Source organism: Streptomyces sp. NPDC013317 (genome assembly GCF_055563155.1).
The window spans coordinates 731,499-748,660 of sequence record NZ_JBVHDX010000003.1; the positions used below are offsets into that span (position 1 = coordinate 731,499).

The 17,162-nt window shown below is 73.0% G+C and carries 12 protein-coding genes; 10 read left to right on the forward strand and 2 right to left on the reverse strand.

Going from position 1 to position 17,162, the window contains the following annotated elements:
- Window positions 1–166 precede the first annotated feature (166 nt).
- From ACZ3IJ_RS12080 to ACZ3IJ_RS12095, 4 genes are all read left to right on the forward strand, one after another.
- The gene (locus tag ACZ3IJ_RS12080) at window positions 167–1,867 is read left to right on the forward strand and encodes a hypothetical protein (protein WP_467467565.1); all 1,701 of its coding nucleotides are present in this window, start codon (window positions 167–169) and stop codon (window positions 1,865–1,867) included.
- A complete protein-coding gene (locus ACZ3IJ_RS12085) occupies window positions 1,864–3,630 on the forward strand; it encodes a glycosyltransferase family 4 protein (RefSeq protein WP_467467566.1) in 1,767 nt (588 codons plus the stop codon). The genes ACZ3IJ_RS12080 and ACZ3IJ_RS12085 overlap by 4 nt, the downstream gene beginning before the upstream one ends.
- Before the next feature lie 136 nt (window positions 3,631–3,766).
- Window positions 3,767–4,867: a glycosyltransferase family 4 protein gene (locus ACZ3IJ_RS12090; RefSeq protein ID WP_467467567.1), complete on the forward strand. Its 1,101-nt coding sequence runs from the start codon at window positions 3,767–3,769 to the stop codon at window positions 4,865–4,867.
- Between the two features lie 175 nt (window positions 4,868–5,042).
- On the forward strand, window positions 5,043–5,804 hold the full coding sequence (locus tag ACZ3IJ_RS12095) for a glycosyltransferase family 2 protein (RefSeq protein ID WP_467467568.1): 762 nt from the start codon (window positions 5,043–5,045) through the stop codon (window positions 5,802–5,804).
- 38 nt (window positions 5,805–5,842) lie between these two features.
- Here ACZ3IJ_RS12095 and ACZ3IJ_RS12100 read toward each other — a convergent pair whose 3' ends face one another.
- Window positions 5,843–6,562: a TetR/AcrR family transcriptional regulator gene (locus ACZ3IJ_RS12100; protein WP_467467569.1), complete on the reverse strand. Its 720-nt coding sequence runs from the start codon at window positions 6,560–6,562 to the stop codon at window positions 5,843–5,845.
- A gap of 250 nt (window positions 6,563–6,812) precedes the next feature.
- Here ACZ3IJ_RS12100 and ACZ3IJ_RS12105 point away from each other — a divergent pair, with 250 nt between their 5' ends.
- The 6 genes from ACZ3IJ_RS12105 (at window position 6,813) to ACZ3IJ_RS12130 (ending at window position 16,021) form a co-directional block, all read left to right on the forward strand.
- Window positions 6,813–7,358, forward strand: a complete 546-nt coding sequence (locus ACZ3IJ_RS12105) for a hypothetical protein (protein WP_467467570.1) — start codon at window positions 6,813–6,815, stop codon at window positions 7,356–7,358.
- The gene (locus ACZ3IJ_RS12110) at window positions 7,355–8,089 is read left to right on the forward strand and encodes a polysaccharide deacetylase family protein (protein WP_467467571.1); all 735 of its coding nucleotides are present in this window, start codon (window positions 7,355–7,357) and stop codon (window positions 8,087–8,089) included. The genes ACZ3IJ_RS12105 and ACZ3IJ_RS12110 overlap by 4 nt, the downstream gene beginning before the upstream one ends.
- Complete coding sequence (locus ACZ3IJ_RS12115; RefSeq protein ID WP_467467572.1) at window positions 8,089–10,479, forward strand: DUF2206 domain-containing protein; 2,391 nt, start codon at window positions 8,089–8,091, stop codon at window positions 10,477–10,479. Before ACZ3IJ_RS12110 ends, ACZ3IJ_RS12115 begins: the two co-directional genes overlap by 1 nt.
- Window positions 10,476–11,828, forward strand: a complete 1,353-nt coding sequence (locus tag ACZ3IJ_RS12120) for a lipopolysaccharide biosynthesis protein (RefSeq protein WP_467467573.1) — start codon at window positions 10,476–10,478, stop codon at window positions 11,826–11,828. The genes ACZ3IJ_RS12115 and ACZ3IJ_RS12120 overlap by 4 nt, the downstream gene beginning before the upstream one ends.
- 130 nt (window positions 11,829–11,958) lie before the next feature.
- Complete coding sequence (locus ACZ3IJ_RS12125; RefSeq protein WP_467467574.1) at window positions 11,959–14,253, forward strand: glycosyltransferase family 4 protein; 2,295 nt, start codon at window positions 11,959–11,961, stop codon at window positions 14,251–14,253.
- Between the two features lie 31 nt (window positions 14,254–14,284).
- The gene (locus ACZ3IJ_RS12130; protein ID WP_467467575.1) at window positions 14,285–16,021 is read left to right on the forward strand and encodes a glycosyltransferase; all 1,737 of its coding nucleotides are present in this window, start codon (window positions 14,285–14,287) and stop codon (window positions 16,019–16,021) included.
- Here ACZ3IJ_RS12130 and ACZ3IJ_RS12135 read toward each other — a convergent pair.
- Window positions 16,018–17,100, reverse strand: a complete 1,083-nt coding sequence (locus tag ACZ3IJ_RS12135; protein ID WP_467467576.1) for a cellulase family glycosylhydrolase — start codon at window positions 17,098–17,100, stop codon at window positions 16,018–16,020. The two genes, ACZ3IJ_RS12130 and ACZ3IJ_RS12135, sit on opposite strands and share 4 nt — an antisense overlap.
- Window positions 17,101–17,162 lie beyond the last annotated feature (62 nt).

Below are 17,162 nucleotides of genomic sequence, written 5' to 3' on the forward strand. Positions count from 1 at the left end.
CCCTCGACAAAGACCGCTTCCGGCCGCCACCGCACCGCCCTCGCTGTGACGAGGTGCGCGCGCCGGAGGCCCTGAGGAGGCTCGACGTGCGCGAGACGACGGTCTTGCCCGCCGGCGGCCGGGACGTGCTCGTCGGCACGCCGAGCCCTCCGTGGGGGATCCGGCCATGAGGACCGCCGGACCCGTCACCCTTCGCGCGCCCGTCTTCCGGGGCGACGCGGTGCTGCGCCCCTTGGTCCTCGGCCTGCTCGTGTACGTGTCCGGCCTGACGGCCGGCTGGTCCGCCGGCGGCGTGCCGGGGATGGCGATCGGCGGGATGTGCGGGACGGTGGTCGCTCTGGGCGTCCTGCTCGTCCGCGAGGCGGGCCGACGTGGACCCGCCGAACACGCCGCCCCATCACCGCGCGCCGCCGCGCGCACGCGCCTGGCCCGCTCGTGGCTGCGCCTCCGTCGCCGCGCCCCCCACCCGGACGGCACGCCCCCGCCCGCGACCGCGCCGACCGCGGCTGGTCCCGACGGGGCCGGGCCGCTTGGAGGGCGGCCCCACGAGTCCCGGCCGGACGAGGGTCCGTCGGGCGAGTCCCGCCCCCAGGGGAGCGAGCCGCACGGGACCGCACGGGGTGGTTCGGAGCCCGGCGACGACACCTCGCACGACGCATGGACGCCTGAGTCCCGACCGCACGAGTCCGGGCCGCGCGGGACGGAGCCGCACCGCCTCCCGCCGGACGAGTCCGGTCGGGACGGCACCGCACCCGAGGCCGCCGGGCCCGGTGAGGACGCATGGCACGAGACATGGCCGGACGAAGCCGTGACCGACACGCCTCTTCCGCACAGGACCTCTCCCGAAATCGCCGGGCCCGGCGGGGGCACGACGGAGCGGACCGCGCCGGACGACACCGCGTCGCACGCGTCCCGGCCTGCCGGCGGGCCGCAGCCGGGTGGGGTGGGCGGTGGGCGGGGAGTCGAGCGCGCCGTTCGTCTGCTGGTCGACGCCGTCTGGCGGGGCGACGCCCCGGCGGCGTCCGACGAGGAGCTGAGGGCCGCGCTGGCCGTCGCCCGGACCAACCAGGTCGAGGGCCGACTGGCTCAGGCATACCCCCGCCAACTGGCCTCGACCCTCCACGCGGTGGACGACGCCGGCCGGATCTTCCGGCGCAACGTCGTCGAGTCGACGGACCGGCTGAGCGCGGCAGCCGTCCCCACGGTGCTCGTCAAGGCCGATCTGCCGGGCGACCTCACGCACGGAAGCTTCGACCTCGTCGTCCCCACGGACCGCTGGAAAGCGGCCCAGAAGGCACTCGGCGGGTGGTACGTGGAGCGGTCGACGCACTGGCTGGAGCGGTCCACCTCCGTGCGCCTGACGCCGCCCGACGGCCCCTCGGCCCAGCTGCACACCGCCGTGGCCTGGCACGGCGTCTCGGTCATGGCGACCGACCGGCTCTTCGCCCACGCCGTCCCCGACCACGACGGCCGCGCCTGGCTCGTCCCCTGCCTCGCCGACCGACTGAGGATCTGGCTGGCCCACGGCCTCTTCCTCGACCAGTCCCTCGACCTGTCCGAACTCCTCGCGCTGCGCGAGCTGCTGGCTCCCGAGGTCGTGGCCGAGGCGCGCGCCCAGACCGCCCGGGAGGGCTGGTCCGTCGGCGGAGACCGGGCCCTCGAGCTGGCGACCGGGGCGATGGCCGCGCTCGACCGGGGCGAGTCCGTACAGCTCCCCCTGCCGCTGCCCGTCACGACGTCGCTGCGCACCGGCGTGGAACACGCCGGGCATCTGCTGACCCGCGGGCGGGCCTCCACGGCGGCCCGCGAGGTCGCCCTGCGGGTGCCGCTCGCCGTCACCGAGCGACTGCGGAGGCGTACGTCATGAACACGGCGCGGCCTCTCCTGATCGCGGTCTCCGGGCCTGACGGCGCGGTCAGGTCCGCGCTGGTCCGGCGCGTGGCCGGGCTGCTGCGGCAGCGCGGCGTGGCGGTGACGACGCTCCACGGCCACGGCCGCTTCCCGGGCGCCGGGTTCGGCTCTCCTCCAGGGGTGAGGGACGAGGAGAAGACGGTACGGCGCCCTGACGGTCCCCCGAGCCGGGGATCATGGGCGCGTCGTGCCCATGCCCTGCTCGACGCCGGCGACCTCTCCGTACGCACGCGTGCCGCCCGGCGCGCGCTGGCGACACGGTCCCGAGGAGGTCCGGCCGTCGTGCTGACGGACGGCGGGCCGCTGGACGGGCTGGTCGCGTTCGGCTTCACTCCCGGGCACCGGGCCTCGGACCGCTTCGCCCGCCTCGTCCGGCGTTACGACCTGACCCTGCTGGTGGAGACCGGTCCTGCCCCCTCGCGGTACCGCGAGGGGGCCTCGCGCCTGCCCCGGGTGGTGCGGCTCGACGGCGAGCGCGCCCCGTCGCGGGTCGCCGCCGAGGTGGTGGAGCGGGTGCTCGACTCCGTACGGACCCGGCGTCTCCCGGAACCCGAGGAGGGCATGTCCGCGGCGCGCCGGAAGCGGGTCGTCGTCTCGGTCTACGACGAGACGGGCGAGTTCGACCACCGGGACGGTGGTGCCACGGTGGTCGAGAAGGTCTCCCGGCGGCTGTCGGACGAGTTCGACGTGACGGTGGTGACGGCCGGCAGGCACGGTGCCTCCCTGCGTCGTGACGGCATCCGCTACGTCTATCTCCCGGTCCGCTGGGCCGGGCAGCGCACCGGGCGGCTGCTGTTCCTGACGCTCCTCCCCTTCGTGGCCCGCAGGCTTCCCCACGACGCGTGGCTGGAGAACTTCACGCCACCGTTCTCGACCAGCTTTCTGCCGCTGTTCTCCCGGACGCCGGTCGTCGGGATCGACCAGGGCCGCAGCGCCGAGGCGCTCTGGCGCCGCTACCACGTCCCGTTCTTCCTCGTGGAGCGCCTCGGGCTGCGCTGCTACCGGCACATCGTGGTGCTCAACGAGGCCGACGCCTCCGTCGTCCGCCGGCTCAGCCCGCGGGCCGACGTCCAGGTCATCGCCAACGGCGTCGAGCAGCGGCAGATCGACGAGGCCGGGATCGGAGCGGGCCAGCACATCCTCTTCCTGGGGCGGATCGACATCTGGGTCAAGGGGCTCGACCTGCTCCTGGAGGCGTACAGCCTGAGCCGTCCTCCGCTGCCCCTGGTGCTGGCGGGCAGCGGTACGCAGGGGGAGGAACGCAAGCTGACGGCGCTGCTCGCCGCGCACCCGGGCAGCGTCCGCTGGGTGGGGTTCGCCGGGGAGGAGCTCAAGCGGGACCTCCTGCGGAACAGCGCCTTCCTGGTCATGCCGTCGCGCCGCGAGAGCTTCGGCCTGGTGGCGCTCGAAGGCATGTCGTACGGGAAGCCGGTCGTCCACTTCGATCTGCCCGCGCTGCGCTGGATGCGCGACGGTGGCGACGTGGCCGTACCGCCGTTCGACGTCGTGGCGCTGGGCGACCGGATGCGGATGCTTGCCATCGACGAGCGGGCGCGACGCGCGCTCGGGCGGCAGGCCGGGCAGGCGGCGCAGCACTACACCTGGGACGAGATGACGGGCCGGTATCTGGCCCTGACGCGGCGCCTGGCGGACGACTCCGTCCGCGGGCGGCGGCCGAGGAAGGACAGGAGGGCCGGGGCATGGCCGACGAGCCGCTGACCACGGCGATCGCGCCCGACCGTCCGCCGGTCGTGCCGTCGCCGCGCCCTGGGGCGGGCGTACCGTCGCCGCGTCCGGAGGCCGGCGTACCGTCGAACGGGACGCCGCCGTCCCGAACCGACCCCGGGCCTGGACCATGACCGTCGGCCCGCGGCCACCGCGTGTCCTGCTCCTGACCGGCAGCCCGCTGGACGGCGCGGACGGCGCCGACGTGGCGCTGGCGAGGGACGTGCTCGGGGCCCTGCCCGACACGGACTTCCTCTGGTTCCGCCAGTGGCCCGCCCGACGTGGCAGGCCTCCCCCGCCGGCCGGCCGGGCGATCCGCCTCTGGACCCCGGACGGTCCCCCACACCGGCGGCCGGTCCTCCTGCAGGCCGCGCTCGCCGGGGCCGTCGCCGCACGTCGCGTCGATCTGGTCCACGCGTTCGTGACCATCGGACGGGCGTTCCCCGCCTTCTCCTGGCTGCGCCCGGTGATGCTGGGGGCGCGGCCGGTCGTCCACACCGTGCCCGGTGTGGACGAGGCGCGGCTGCTCGCGAAAACCCGGCCACTGGGGACGACGGTCGCGCTGTCGGACGCGACGGCCCGGCGGCTGCGCGCCGCGAACTTCGGCGACGTCCGGGTGGTCCCGCCCATGATCCGGCTGACCGAGTGGCCCTTCCTGCCGCGCCCCGGGGGCATGCCGACCGTCCTCTACGCCGGCCGTCCCGATCCGCGCGGCGGTGTCGTGACGGCCGTCGAGGCGGCGGCGGAGGCGGCGCGGTCCGGTGCGGTGTTCCGGCTGATCCTGGCGGTCCGGGGGCAGCCGGGGCAGCAGACGGCCGCGCTGCGGGAGGAGTTGCGGGAGCGGGCCGGTTCCGGGGGCCTCACGGACGTGGAGGTGCGGGGCCATGTCGACGACATGCGCGCCCTGTTGGCCTCGACGCACGTTCTTCTCCTCCCGCCTCCCGCGATCGGCGGGATTCCGGACATCCCGCTCACGGTCCTGCAGGCGATGGCCACCGGCCGGCCGGCCGTCCTGAGCGACCTGCCGCAGTTCGCGGACTTCGGGGACGCGGTGCTGCGGGCTCCCGCCGGAGACGCCCGCAGGACCGGGCAGCAGCTTGCCTGGCTGCTCGAACAGCCGCAGGTCTGGGACATGCTCGCGGAACGCGGCCGGGCGACCGTGGAGGAGTCCTTCGGGCCCGAGCGGTTCGCCGAGCGGTACGGCGCCCTGTACCGGGAGTTGCTGGCCTGAGGCCGCCGGGCGCCGCGTCGGACGCTCGTGACACAGGCACCGTCGGACGCTCTTGACGCAGGGAACGAAACGACGCAAAGTGTACGTATACGTCGTAAATGGGCGTTGTTGGTCTACAGCGGATATGTTCGGCTGTTCTTCGTGGGGCCGGAGTCCGCACACGGAGTGACCTGCGATGAGCAGTCTTTCGGTTGTCATGCCCGCATATAACGAGGCGTCCAACCTGCCGTCGGTGATCGCCACCGTTCCGGTGGCGGAGCTGGCAGACGCGGGTTGGGAGACGGAATTGGTCGTGGTGGACAACGCGTCCACCGACGGTACGGGGGAAGTCGCCCGCTCGCTCGGGGCGCGTGTCGTGCCCCAGCCCGAACGGGGTTACGGGAACGCCTACCACGCCGGGTTCGCGGCGGCGCGGGGCGACGTGATCGCCACGGGCGACGCCGACTGCACATACCCGTTCGACGCGCTTCCAGGGCTGCTCAAGGTCCTGGACGCCCTGGACGTGGAGTTCCTGACGACGGATCGGCTCGGCGCCGCCAACCGCGACGCGATGCAGCCGACGCACTCCATGGGCAACCATGCGCTGAGTCTGGTGAGCCGCATCCTGTTCCACAACGGGCTGCACGACTCGCAGTCGGGCATGTGGGTCTTCCGCCGCTACGTCTGGCAGTCCCTCGACGTCCGGTCGACGGGCATGGCGTTCTCCCAGGAGATCAAGAACGCGGCGACGCTCTCGGGCTGCCGTTGCCTGGAGGTCCCGATCACGTATCGTGTCCGCGGGGGTGAAGTGAAGCTGCACGCCCTGCACGACGGCACGGCGAACCTCTGCCAGCTCTTCGCGCACCGGTTCCGCCGCAGGAGCACCTCCGCCGCACGCCCCGCCGCGGGAGAGCCGGCGCAGGCCCCCGAGCCCCTCACCAGCCGCACCACGGCGTGAACCCGCCCCTACGGCTCCTCGCCCTACGGGTTCTCGTCCTACGGCTCCTCGCTCGTGAACCGGTCGAGCAGCGCGTCCAGGCCGGCGATGAGGCCTGCGTAACCGCCCCGCTCGGCGAGTACCGGAGTGATCTCGCGCAGGGTGGGCAACTCCTGCGCCGGCATGCGGTGCAGGCCGAGACGGAACGAGGGATCGGGCTCCGCGGGGTTGTCCACCATGGCGCCCAGTTCCACCGAGACGTATCCCAGGATCCACGCCGTGACGGCACGGAAGGCGGCCGCGGCCTGGACCGGCCCGAGCCCCGCGGTCCTGAGCAGAGCGAGCATGCGCTCATGACTCCTGAGGACCGCGAGCGGTCGCTGCGCAAGGGGGACCGCCAGCATGCGGGTGGCGAGCAGCGGCACGACATGGGGGTGCCCGAGGCACGTCTGGTATGTCTGCAGTGCCATCCGGTGCAGTCCGGCTCGCCAGTCGGCGTCCGGGGCGCCCGCCTGCGCGTGGTCGGGGTGCTGCTCCAACTCCAGGTAGAGGGCCTCGACCAGCCCGTCCAGCAGGGCGTCCTTGCCGTTGGCGTAGCGGTACAGCGCCATGGCCTCCACGCCGAGTTCGGCACCGAGGCGGCGCATGCTCAGTGCGGACAGACCCTCCCGGTCGACGAGCTCGAGGGCCGCCGCCAGCACGACCTCCCGGCTGAGCCTGCCGCGGTGCCCGTGGTCGCCCGCCCGACGCGCGGGGCGGGCTGCCGAGTCCTGTGCCATGAGCGTTCCTCCTCACCACCCGACCTTATGGGTGCGTCGCCGTCTTGACTCTGCCCGAGCAAGGGCACACCATGGACGTATACGGCGTAAATAGACGAAATCATCTTATGATGGATATCTTCCGCATAGGGGGTTCTACCCCGATCGGAAGGTCATGTGCGCCTTGCGTGCTCGGGGCTGTGTTGTTTCGCGTGTGTGCGCTGAAAACGTCCCAGGGCCCGGTTCGGGTGTTCCCACGGAGAGACCTGCGATGAGCAGTCCGTCGGTTGCCAAGCACGCGTGGAACGAGGCGTCGGAAGTCTGCCGGCGCTCGATGCGCCGCCTCCGCCCCCGCCCCCGCCCCCGCAAGAGGCCCGTGTCGCCTCGCCTGCGCAAGGCCGTCCTGGTCCTGCTGGCGGTCGTGGTGGCCGCCGTCGTCTCCGTGGCGACTCCCGCGATCCGGGAGGAACTGACGCGGTCCTTCTCACCGGTGCCGGCCCGGTACACCGAGCTGTACTTCACCAGCGCCCCGGTCGTCACCGGAGGCTCGGTGCTCGTGCCGGTCTCCGTGGAGGACCGCGGGCCCGGCGAACGAACCCACCGACTGCGGGTCTCCGTCGAGGCGTCCGACGGCCGCACCACGGCGTCGACCACCACGGCCCTCACACCGGACCCCGACGCTCCCGCGTCGGCCGTCTCCCGGCTGCCGCTGCCCGAGGGTTCCGTCATCGTCCGCGTCGCGCTCCTGGACAGCAGCCAGACTCTGCACTTCCGGCTGCCCTCCCAGGACGCCACGGCACCCGGGAGTACCCCATGACCGACGAAGGACGCACGCGCTCCCGTGTCGTCGTGACGACGAGCTGGGACGACGGGCACAAGCTCGACGACCGCCTCGCCGCCCTGCTCGACCGGTACGGCATCGCCGGCACGTTCTACATCGCGCCCCACAACGCCGAGATCGCGGCCCGCGACCGGCTCTCCCCGGCGGGCGTCCGCGACCTGGCCGAGCGGTTCGAGATCGGCGGGCACACGCTGACGCACCAGCGCCTGCCGCGGCTGACGGACAGCGCCGCCGCCGACGAGATACGCGCCGGCAAGGAGGAGCTCGAAGGCACGGTGGGCGCTGCGGTCACGAGCTTCTGCTATCCGCGCGGCGAATACACCGCGGCCCATGTCGACTCCGCCCGGGCGGTGGGCTTCGAGCGCGCGCGCACCGTGCGCCGCAACTCGCTCGCCGCCGGTCCGCCGCTGGAACTGCCCACCACCGTCCACGCCTACGCCCACCGTGTCGACGGGCCGGTCGCCCTGCGCCTGGCGCGGCTGCGGCCGCGAAGGGCCGCCAGGATGTTCCTCCGGTGGGACGAGCTGGCCGTCGGCTGGTTCGACCTCTGCCTGGAGCGCGGTGGCGTGTTCCACCTCTGGGGCCACAGCTGGGAGGTCGACGCGCACCGCGACTGGCAGCGTCTGGAGCGGGTGCTCAGCCACATAGCGGGCCGCCCGGGCATCGGCTACCTCGCCAACCGCGATCTCCCGGAACGGGTGCCGTGATGAGCGCCCACCCGCCCGGAGGAGGCCCCGCGACGACCGCCCCGCCGGTGGAGCGTGCGGCGGACCGCGTCGGACGGCGCCTCGGCGCCCGCCGGGGCATCCTCGCGACGACCGTGCTGGCCGCTCTTGTCGAGCTCCTGCCCGGTGGGCTCGCCCCCTTGGCGACCCTGGCCGGGATCTGGCTCCTCCTCGTCGCGCCGACCGCTGTCTGGTACGGGCCTGCCTCCCGCATCGTGTCGACCCGGGACGGGCGCGTGCTGCTGGCCGCCGGACTGAGCGTGCTCTCCTCCATCGTCGTGGCCCTGGTGGTCAACTCGGTGCTTCCGCTCGTCGGGGTGGACGGGCCGCTCACGCGCGCGGCACTCGCCGTGGCCTCGGCCCTGGCCGTCGCGGTCACCGCCGCCGCCGTGGACCCTGCGGCCAAGGACCCGGCCGCTGCCCCGTGGTGGCTGCGGTTCCGCGCGCGCGGCCTGCCGGCCGGCCTCGTCGCCGTGACGGTCCTGGGCACGCTCGCGCTCGTCCTGTCCGTCGCCGGTCCGGTCCGGCTCAACAACGAGTTGGGCTCGGGAGCCAGTGTCGCCGCGCTGGTCGTCATCGGGGCCCTTCTGACGCTCCTGATGATCAGGCACCGGCGCTACTCCTCGTCCGTCGTGGGAGTCGGCCTGTTCTTCGCCGCCGCGGGACTGCTGTTCCTCAGCTCGCTGCGCGGCTGGTACGTCACCGGTCACGACATCCAGCGCGAGTACGAGGTCTTCGGGCTGACGTCGGACCAGAGCCGCTGGGACATGGCCGCGTTCACCGACCCCTACAACGCCTGCCTGAGCATCACCCTGCTGCCGACGTCCTGGGCGCGGCTGACCGACGTTCCCGGCCCGTACGTCTTCAAGGCCGTGCTGCCTCTCCTCTTCGCCCTCGCACCCGTGCTCGTCCACCGCTCGGTGCGCAACGTGGCACCCCCGTTCGTGGCGGTGCTGTCGGCCGTCCTGTTCATGATCTTCCCGACCTTCTTCACGGACATGATGTTCCTGACCCGTCAGGAGATCGCGTTCCTCTTCCTCGGATGCGCGATGCTCGTGCTGACGGACAGGGGCCGGGCGCTGCGCCGCCGCCGGATCACCTTCCTGGTGCTGACCGTCGGCGTCGTCCTGGCGCACTATTCGACGGCGTACGTCTTCCTCGCTGCGCTCGCACTGGCGCTCGGAGCGAACTTCTGCTGGCGGCTGCTCTCGCGTACCCGGAGTGCGAAGCCCGCGGCCGCCGGGGAGCCCGCCTTCGTGGCCTGGTGGATCGTCGTGTCCGCCGTGGCAGCCGCGCTCCTGTGGACGGGCCCGCTGACCCATACGGCCGGCCAGCTGAGGTCCACCGTCGTCGCCACTGTGCAGGAGGTCACGGGCGGCGGCAGGCAGCCCGCGGCCTGGTCGTCCGACGTGGCATACAGCCTGTTCGGCGGGGAGCGGAGCAGCCCGGAGGAGCGGCTGCGCGACTTCCAGACCGTCACTCTGCGCGGCACGGCGGCCGAGCGGGCGGACGAGGTCTACGTGCCGTGGTCGGCGGCCCCCGACGGAGCGGTCGAGGCCGCACCGGAGCCGCGCCTCCCCCTCACCTCGCTCGGGCAGGCGGCGGAGGACCGGGGCGTCGACGTGTCGGCGGTCGGCGACTTCCTGCGGCAGGCCGTCGCGCGGCTGTGGCAGGTGTTCCTGCTGCTCGGCATCGTCACCTCCCTCTGGGGGCGGCGCAAGGAGTTCCGGCCGACCCGTGACCAGGTGACACTGGCCGCCGGCATGGTCGCGGTCGTGGGGATGCTCACCGTTCTCCCGCAGCTCTCCGTCGAGTACGGCGTACTGCGCGCCTTCCAGCAGGGGCTTTTCGTCTTCGCGCCGTTCATCGCGGCCGGGGTGGTGTGGGTGTGCCGGTGGGTGGGACGGCGGTGGACCGAAGCGCTGTCCTGTTCGGTGATCATGCTGCTCTTCTTCGATCTGACGGGTGTCCTGCCCAAGCTCTTCGGCGGGAATCCGCCGCAGCTGCACCTCGACAACGCGGGCACGTACTACGACATCTACTACCCGCACGCTCAGGAACGCGCGGCCCTGGCCTGGCTGGCGACGCACACTCCGCCCGACGAACTCGGGGACGTCCAGTCGGAGAACCTGAGCGACCGCTACAACCTGAGCCATGACGGGACTTCGGTCCCCACCACGGCCAGGAACGACATCCATCCGCTCCTCATCCGCGAGGACGCGACCGTCCTCCTGGGCACGACGACGGTGCGCAGCGGCGAAGCGGCCATCTTCCACCGGGGTGACCTGGTGACCTACAAGTACCCCACCAGCCTCCTGGAGGAGACGAAGAACAAGATCTACAGCAGTGACGGGGCGGAGATCTTCCGATGAAGGCGCAGGCACGGCCGTACTCGGGGTCCCCCGCCGGCTCGGCCGGCGGCGGAAGGGGCGCACGGCGTCAGGACCAGCTGACCCGCAGCTCGTTCTTCCTGATGGCCTCGTCGGTGGCGATGGCCGTGCTCGGCTTCGTCTTCTGGATCATCGTCGCGCGTCTCTACCCGCCCGAGCAGGTGGGTCTGGCCACCACCCTGATCTCGGCGACCGAACTGATCGCCTTCTTCAGCCTCTTCGGGCTCAACAGCACGCTCATCCGCTTCCTCGCTCCCGCGGGTACCCGGAACGCGCAGATCACCAAGTCGGTACTCCTCGTCACGGGAGCCGCGTGCATCCTGGCGTCGGCCTACCTCTTCGGTCTGCGCTGGTACGGCCGCGACCTGTTGTTCGTACGGTCTGACCTGCTGCTCGCGGCCGCCTTCGTGGCGTTCTGCGTCTTCGCCGCCCTCAACCAGCTGACCGACGCCGTCTTCATCGGCGCCCGCAAACCGCAGTTCAACCTGGTCGTCGACGGAGGCGTCCAGGGACTGACGAAGATCCTTCTGCCGCTGTTCCTCGTGGGCGTCGGATCGTACGGAATCGTCACCGCGTCCGGTGGTGCCTGCGCCGCCGCGGTGCTCGCCTCGTTCTTCTTCCTGTGGCGCAGGGTCGGCTTCCGCGTCGACCTCCGGCTGCGACGCGCCCCCCTCCTCCCCCAGGCCGGCTTCTCGGCCGCGAGCTACGCGTTCAGCGCGCTGACCCTCGTGCCGATCCTGGTGACGCCGCTGATCGCGCTGCACTGGCTGGGCGCGGCGGCGGCCGGCTACTACTTCGTCGCCTTCCAGATCGCGAACCTGCTGAACACCCTGTCCGACAACGTGGGAGAGGCCCTGCTCGCCGAAGTCTCCTACGACGAGACGCGTTTCGCGGTGATGCTCAGGCGCTCGGCCCTCATCCTCGCCGCGGTGCAGGTCCCCGCCTCGGTCGTCCTGGTGGCCGCCGCCGGCCTGGTCCTGCGGTTGTTCGGCGGCTCGTACGTGGACCACGCCCGTGGCCCGCTGATCATCCTGACGGTCGGCGCCCTCGCCGTCGCGCTGCGGACGTGGGTCAGCTTCGGGCTCAAACTGGCCGGCCGCCTCGGGCACCTCGTCACAAGCGGCGTCGTCCTCACCGCGGTGACCGTCGGCCTCGCCGTCGCGTGGGCGCCGAAGGGGCTGCTGTGGATCGGCTTCGCCTGGCTGGTGGGCAACCTCGCCTCCGGCGTCTACGGCTGCATCGCACTGTTCGCCCGCAGGCGGACCGCCCGCCGCCCGGCGACCACACCGGGGCCCCACCCGCCCGAGGGAGCCGAGGGAGACGTCCGATGACCGTCCACGCGCCCATCGCGCCTCCCCTCGTACGGCGGCCGAGAACCCCGGCCCCCACACCGACCCCACGCCTCACCACGTCATCACACACCTCTCCTGTGATGAGACACGCGCCGAAGGAGGAACCGTCATGACACCGCGCGCCGTCCTGCTCGCCTCCCCGTACTTCCCGCCCGCCCTCGGAGGGCTGGAGCAGTACGTCTGGAATCTCGCGCGCTCGCTGAGGTCCCGGCACGGCATGCGGGTCGTCGTCGCCACGACCGCGCCCCAGGGAACACCTGGCGGACGGTACGACCACCCCGACGGCTTCCCGGTCTACCGCCTGCCCGCTCCCCTGCGGATCTCCCACACCCCGCTGGGCCTGCACTGGAGCGGCCGTCTGCGCACCGTGATCGAGCACGAGGGAGTCGAGCTCGTCAACGCGCACGCGCCGGTGCCCCTCTTCGCCGACGCCGCCGCACAGGCGTGCGGCGACCTTCCGTTCGTGCTGACCTACCACACGGGCCGGATGCGCAAGGGCCGCCTCCTGCCCGACCTGGTCTGCGCGGCCTACGAGCGGACGCTGCTGGCCCGGACGGCCGGGCGCGCCCAGGAGATCGTGTGCTCGTCCGACTACGTCCCGGGGGACCTGCCCCGGCTCTTCGCTGGCCGGTGCACGACCATCTCCCCGGGCGTGACCCTGGAGAGCTTCCCGGCGAGCCCGGTTCCCGACGCGCGACGCATCGTGTTCGTCGGTTCGCTGGACCGGGCCGCCGCCTACAAGGGGCTTCCCGACCTGCTGCGAGCGGTGCGGCAGCTCGTCGGCGAGTTCCCCGACCTGCACCTCGACGTGGTCGGAGACGGCTCGGGGGCCGCCGACCACAAAGCGCTCGCACACCGTCTCGGCATCTCACGGCATGTGGCGTTCCGGGGGCGGGTCGAGGGCGCGGACCTGGCCTCGGCCTACCGTGACGCCCGGGTCCTGGCGCTGCCCACGCACTTCGACAGTTTCCCGTGCGTGCTCGTCGAGGCCATGGCCGGCGGACGCCCGGTGGTGACGACCCCCGTGGGCGGCATCCCCTCGCTGGTCGAGGACGGGGGCAACGGGCTCCTCGTGCCCCCCGGGGACGCGCGGCGCCTCGCGAACGCGCTGGCATCGGTGCTCGGCGACCGCGCCCTGGCGCAGCGCCTCGGCAGCGCCGGCCGGGAGCACGTGGCCCGCGAGCTGACCTGGGACCGGCAGAGCGACCGTACGGTCGAGGTCTTCGACCGCGCCGCCGACCCCGGCCGCCGGGCGCGCACGGTCGCCGTCGTCGCGCCCAACTTCCCCCCGCGGCGCGGGGGCGTCGAGCACTACGCGCACCGCGTGGCGCAGGCGGTCGCCGCGGATCCGGGGATGCGCGCCGCGGTCATCACGGCGAGCACGACCGGATGGCGTACCTCGGTGGGCGTCGAGGACGGCGTGCCGGTCGTCCGTCTGGGCACGTGGATACGCCATCTCAACACCCCGGTCAACCCGTTGTGGCCGTTCCAGCTGCGGCGCTGGCTGCGGCGGCTCCGCGTCGACGTCGTCCACGCCCACGCGCCCGCTCCCGGCCTGGGCGACCTGGCGATCGCCTGCTCGGGGCGCCGGCCGGCCGTCCTGACGTACCACGCCGGGTCCATGCTCCAGGGGCACAAGGACGTCGATCTGCTGGTCCGCGCCTATGAGCGGTACGCCCTGCCCCGGGTGTTCGCCCGCGCCGACGCCCTCGTCGCCAGTTCCCCGGTCTCGCTGGCCTTCGGCCGTCCAGGGGCCATGGAGATCAACCCGGGGGTGGACGTGGAGCGGTTCACACCGGGGCCGAAGGCGTCCACCCGGCCGCGGACGATCGTGTTCGTGGGGAGGCTCGACCGGGCCTCCCCGTGGAAGGGCGTCGACGTGCTGCTGCGGGCGTTCGCGATCCTGGGTGACGAACTCCCGGAAGTCAGGCTGCGCCTGGTGGGAGGAGGGGACGCGGCCGCCGACCATGCGGCGCTCGCCGAGCAGCTCGGCATCACCGACCGTGTGGAGTTCACCGGAGGCGTTCCGGGAGACGTGCTCCTCGACGCGATGCGGAACGCCGCCGTGCTGGTCCTGCCGTCGCTCACCGCCGCGGAGTCCTTCGGCATGGTGCTCGTCGAGGCCATGGCCTGCGCCACCCCCGTGGTGGGCTCCGACGCCGGCGGCATCCCCTACGTCATCACCGACGAGGACAGCGGACTCATCGTGCCGAGCGGCGACCCGCACGCCCTGGCGAAGGCCTGCGCACGCGTGCTGAGCGACGGCGACCTCGCCGACCGGCTCGGCGCCAACGGCAGGCGGCGCGCCGTCGAGCACTACGCCTGGCCCACCCTCACCGACCGCTACCTCGACCTGTTCCGCTCACTGCCTCCCACACCTGCCGGCAACGGCCTCCGGCACTGATCCGGGCAGATCCAGCGTCAGGAGCCCTCTCATGGAATCCCGTTCGATTCTGATCGTGGCGCCGCATCTCCCGCCCGACGGCACCGGTCCCGTGGCGCAGCACGTCTGGCGGCTCGCGCGCCTCCTGTACTCCCGGCACGATCGCCGGGTGGTGGTCGCGGCCCCCTCCGAGCGGGGTACGCGGCCGCGGCGCCGCGAAGACCGCGACGGCATGACGGTGTACCGACTGGCCGCGCCCGGTACCCCCTTGGCACTGCGCTGGGGGCACGACCTGCGTGGCATCGTCGAGAAGGAGCGGGTGGACCTCGTCGACGTCCACGTCCCTGCGCCCCTGCTCGCCACCACCGTGGCGCGGGCCTGCGGCGACCTGCCGCTCGTGCTGACCTGGCACGTCCCGCCCGTGTGGGGCCCCCATGCGCCGGTCGCCCGGTCGGTCCCGCCCCGAGTCGCCTGCCGGGCCCGCGAGATCGTGTGCGTGTCGGGCTCCACGGCCGAACTGCCCGCGGTCCTCGCGGCCCGGGCCACCGCGATCGGGCGGCGGAGCCCCGAGGGCGCGCCGGGCGAACCACGCTGGGAGGAGCTGGCGGACCGTACCGTCGAGGTCTTCGACCGCGCCGCCGACCCCCGCCGCCGGGCGCGCACGGTCGCCGTCGTCGCGCCCTACTACGCGCCTCACATCGGCGGTGTCGAGCTGTACGCGCACCAGGTCGCGCACGCGGTCGCCGCGGATCCGGGAATGCGCGCCGCGGTCATCACGGCGAGCACGACGGGACGGCATACCTCGGTGGGCGTCGAGGACGGCGTGCCGGTCGTCCGCCTGGGCACCTGGACAAGCCGGTACGTCAACACCCCGGTGAACCCGCTGTGGCCGTTCCAGCTGCGCCGCTGGCTGCGCCGGCTCCGCGTCGACGTCGTCCACGCCCACGCCCCGGTGCCGGGCCTCGGCGAACTGGCGGTCGCGGTGGCGGGCAAGAGGCCGACCGTCATGACCTACCACGCCGGGACCATGGTGAAGGGCGACAGGATCCGCGACCGGCTCCTGGGCTGCTACGAGCGGTACGCCCTGCCCCGGGTGTTCGACCGCACCCGGGCGCTGGTCGCGGTGTCACCCGCCTCGCTGGCCTCCGGCCGTCCCGGGGCCCTGGAGATCACGCCGGGAGTGGACGTGGAACGGTTCACACCGGGGCCGAAGGCGTCCACCCGGCCGCGGACGATCGTGTACGTGGGAAGGCTCGACCGCACGTCCCCCTGGAAGGGCGTCGACGTGCTGCTGCGCGCGTTCGCGATCCTGGCGGACGAACTCCCGGAAGCCGGGCTGCGCCTGGTGGGAGGAGGGGACGCGACGGCCGACCACAAGGCGCTCGCCGAGGAGCTCGGCATCACCGGGCGCGTGGAGTTCACCGGTCCGCTCACCGGCGCCTCTCTCGTCACCGCGATGAGGAACGCCGCCGTGCTGGTCCTGCCGTCGCTCACCGCCGCGGAGTCCTTCGGCATGGTGCTCGTCGAGGCCATGGCCTGCGCCACCCCCGTGGTGGGCTCCGACGCCGGCGGCATCCCCTACGTCATCACCGACGAGGACACCGGCCTCGTCGTCCCACGCGGCGACCCGCACGCCCTGGCGAAGGCCTGCGCACGCGTGCTGAGCGACGGCGACCTCGCCGACCGGCTCGGCGCCAACGGCAGGCGGCGCGCCGTCGAGCACTACGCCTGGCCCACCCTCACCGACCGCTACCTCGACCTGTTCCGCTCACTGCCCCTCTCGTCCTAGCCGCGGTCGAGGTCGGCGACGGCGTCGCGCAGCGCGTCGAGGGCTGGCTTGGCGCTGCCGTCGGCACGGCGGAGGCCGTAGAAGTTCTCGCTGTCCCGCCGGTCCGTGCCGAGATCGCGCTCCGCGTACCAGATCAGTGCGCCGACGAGCGGGGTCGCGGCGGCCGTGCGCACGGCGTCCGCGGCGATCTGCGCCTGACGCGCCTCCGGCACGTGCGTCGTATCCGCACCGACGGTGCCCGGCGAGCCGTCCGAGGCCGTACCGGGCCCGTTCGTCGGCGCGCCGAACTCGGTGATCCACACCGGCGTCTTCGGCGTGCCGTTCGCGACGAGCACGCTCCTCAGACTGTCCCGAGTTCCGTCGATCCGCTCCCATGGAGTGCCCCAGTCGGTCACGGCGCTCGCCAGGAACGGGTAGGTGTACGGGTGGTAGCCGACGGCGTCCACCAGGTGGTTTCCGCCGCGCGCCGACACTCCTTGCAGGAACGCGGTCTGGGAGATGTTCCCGTCCTTCGTCGTGGTCGCCGCGAGCCCGCCCAGAATGACGTACGCCTCCGGATCGCTCTCCCGCAGGGCCCGGCTCGTCGCCCTCAGCAGGGCCGTGTACGCGCCTTCGTCAGGAGCCGGCGCCCAGGCCTGGGCGAGATTCGGCTCGTTCCAGACCTCCCAGGTGTGGACCCCTCGTGGGGCGTAGCGCGTCGCGGCGGCGCCGGCGAACGCCGCGAACTCCGCCGGGTCGGCGGGTCGGCACTGCTTGTCGGCGCAGTCGGCGGGGCGTGCCCACTCCGGTGTGAACCCGAGGACGGGCAGGAGGGTCAGGTCGCGCTCCGCGACGGCGGCGACCACTCGGTCGAAGGCCTCCCAGTGGTACGTCTCCGGCCCGTCAGGCTGCACGTTCGACCAGAGCAGATCCGCCCTCACCCATCGCGCGCCGACGTCCACGGCGTCGTCGAGGGCGGCGTCGAGGTCCTTGTCGGACATCCAGACCAGACGGTCGCCGTAGGCGATTCCCACGCGCAGGTCCGGGGCCCCAGAGGCGCATCCGGTGGACAGGAGCGTGACGGCCGTGAACGCGATCACCGCCATCATCGTGACCGACCGACGACGTCGGTGGTTTCCTCCCATCGAACCATCCTAACGTC

What these genes read in the sequence shown, in the direction of transcription:
- ACZ3IJ_RS12090 (WP_467467567.1), top strand. Translation starts at nt 3,767, where the DNA reads ATGACCGTCGGCCCGCGGCCACCGCGTGTCCTGCTCCTGACCGGCAGC.
- ACZ3IJ_RS12100 (WP_467467569.1), bottom strand. Translation starts at nt 6,562, where the DNA reads ATGGCACAGGACTCGGCAGCCCGCCCCGCGCGTCGGGCGGGCGACCAC.
- ACZ3IJ_RS12085 (WP_467467566.1), top strand. Translation starts at nt 1,864, where the DNA reads ATGAACACGGCGCGGCCTCTCCTGATCGCGGTCTCCGGGCCTGACGGC.
- ACZ3IJ_RS12115 (WP_467467572.1), top strand. Translation starts at nt 8,089, where the DNA reads ATGAGCGCCCACCCGCCCGGAGGAGGCCCCGCGACGACCGCCCCGCCG.
- ACZ3IJ_RS12125 (WP_467467574.1), top strand. Translation starts at nt 11,959, where the DNA reads ATGACACCGCGCGCCGTCCTGCTCGCCTCCCCGTACTTCCCGCCCGCC.
- ACZ3IJ_RS12080 (WP_467467565.1), top strand. Translation starts at nt 167, where the DNA reads ATGAGGACCGCCGGACCCGTCACCCTTCGCGCGCCCGTCTTCCGGGGC.
- ACZ3IJ_RS12120 (WP_467467573.1), top strand. Translation starts at nt 10,476, where the DNA reads ATGAAGGCGCAGGCACGGCCGTACTCGGGGTCCCCCGCCGGCTCGGCC.
- ACZ3IJ_RS12130 (WP_467467575.1), top strand. Translation starts at nt 14,285, where the DNA reads ATGGAATCCCGTTCGATTCTGATCGTGGCGCCGCATCTCCCGCCCGAC.
- ACZ3IJ_RS12110 (WP_467467571.1), top strand. Translation starts at nt 7,355, where the DNA reads ATGACCGACGAAGGACGCACGCGCTCCCGTGTCGTCGTGACGACGAGC.
- ACZ3IJ_RS12095 (WP_467467568.1), top strand. Translation starts at nt 5,043, where the DNA reads ATGAGCAGTCTTTCGGTTGTCATGCCCGCATATAACGAGGCGTCCAAC.
- ACZ3IJ_RS12105 (WP_467467570.1), top strand. Translation starts at nt 6,813, where the DNA reads ATGAGCAGTCCGTCGGTTGCCAAGCACGCGTGGAACGAGGCGTCGGAA.